We start from the raw sequence: 1,745 nt of genomic DNA, 5'->3' as shown, positions 1-1,745 counted from the left end.
TTCGCCGCGGCTGATGTATCCGGCAACCAAAATATTGCGCGTTTTTCCGTACTGCTGAATGAGCAGCACTTGCTTTTGATCCGGACTGAGCACTTCCATGCTCACCGCTGTATTAAAAATCGGAAAGCGGAACTGTTTGCAATGCGGACAATACTGTACCATGCCCTCGCGTTCCAAATATTTTTCTGTCAGTAATGTACCGCACTCATAACAATACTTCATCGTAATTTCTCCTATTTCTCGTGTTTTTTCTTAGTATACGCCTATTATACGCTTTCTTCTGTGCCTTGCAACTGGTTTTATCCTGCGATATACTGGAATTAGTCTAATTTTATTGCAGAACACACGAGGATTTTGATATGAACGAAACAGAACAGCGCATCTGTGATTGTATAGATGCACACGCACAGCAGCTGATTGCCTTTGCTGAAGATATTTATTCCCACGCAGAGCTTGGCTATACCGAGCATCGAACCGCCGGAAAAGTCGCCGATTGGCTGACCTCCTGCGGACTGGAGGTGCAGACTGGTCTCGCCTCGACCGGCGTCAAAGCCTCTCTCGGCACGCAGGTTCCATCCATTTGCCTCATCGGCGAATTGGATGGCATTCGCAGTCCAGAACATCCACTCGCCGTGCCGGAAACCGGCATGTCACACGCCTGCGGGCATCACATGCAGCTCGCCGCACTCGCCGGTGCTGCTCTGGCACTCAGCCAGCCGGAAATCGCAGCCCAGCTGGACGGCCGCGCAGTTTTTTTCGCGGTTCCCTGTGAAGAGCATGTCCCGATGAACCGATTGGAACAGCTCCGCAGGGAGCACATTGCCACTTGCTGCGGCGGAAAGCCAGAGCTGTTGCTCCGCGGTGCCTTTGATGACATCCAAGCCGCTATCACGACACATGCTCACATGGTACCTTGCCAGTCGGATTTTCTGCTCGGATGCAATTCAACCAGCGGATTTCTATCCAAGCTCATTCACATCAAAGGCAAGGCTTCTCACACCGCCATTGCACCGGAAAAAGGCATTAATGCCCTCGATGTTGTGACACTGGCACGCAGTGCCATCGGTATGCTGCGCAGTACCTTCCGCGATCAGGATTGTATTCGCATCGGCGAAATTGTCCGCATGGGTGATTCTGCGATCAATGTCGTGCCGCACGAAGTCACGGTAGATTTGCAGGTACGGGCAAAAACGTGGGACGCTTTACAAGATGCCAATGAGAAAATCAATCGCGCGTATCGCGGCGCGGCATATGCCTTTGGCGCAGACATTACCATACAAGATGATATGGGCTATCTGCCGACGATTCCGGCGCAACCGTGTCAGGCTCTGCTCGATGCCGCCAGCTTGCTGTCCGCAACCTATGAACCCGTAAATCTGTCCGTACACAACGCCGCTTCTACAGATGTCGGCGATTTATCCCACCGAATGCCAATCATTAACTTTACTTACGGCGGTTTTTCCGGCACCCTGCACGGTGCAGATTTTCGTATCACAGACAAAACTAAAGCGTATTTGCTTCCGGCAAAGCTCGCTGCCCTGACGATGTATCGTCTGCTGCGTGACGGTGCCGCAGAGGCAAAGTCGCTTCTCTCTTCGTTCCAGCCCGCAATGACAGCAGAAGAGTACCGCGCCTATGCACAGAAATTTGGCTGTCAATAAGCAAAAAATCCGGCTATTCGTGAGAAATAGCCGGATTTTTTCTTAGTTTTGCTCTTTTTTGCGATTGACAAGTACAATACCGAC

1 protein-coding gene and 1 pseudogene are annotated in these 1,745 nt (G+C 51.4%); one reads left to right on the top strand and one right to left on the bottom strand.

Annotated features, from left to right (window positions below; genetic code table 11):
* Nucleotides 1-222 (bottom strand): annotated as a pseudogene (locus tag ACR0P9_RS12045) (NTP pyrophosphohydrolase); the annotation flags it as partial.
* A 137-nt stretch (nt 223-359) separates the two neighbouring features.
* On the opposite strand from ACR0P9_RS12045, the gene ACR0P9_RS12040 reads away from it, so the two are divergent.
* Nucleotides 360-1,661: an amidohydrolase gene (locus ACR0P9_RS12040; RefSeq protein WP_432620477.1), complete on the top strand. Its 1,302-nt coding sequence runs from the start codon at nt 360-362 to the stop codon at nt 1,659-1,661.
* Nucleotides 1,662-1,745 lie beyond the last annotated feature (84 nt).

Origin of the sequence: Butyricicoccus sp. (assembly GCF_050872565.1) — a bacterium.
Lineage (GTDB): Bacteria > Bacillota > Clostridia > Oscillospirales > Butyricicoccaceae > Butyricicoccus_A.
The sequence above is the reverse complement of the archived record's forward strand: the minus strand, read 5'-3'. Positions and strand labels throughout refer to the sequence as shown.

What these genes read in the sequence shown, in the direction of transcription:
- ACR0P9_RS12040 (WP_432620477.1), top strand. Translation starts at nt 360, where the DNA reads ATGAACGAAACAGAACAGCGCATCTGTGATTGTATAGATGCACACGCA.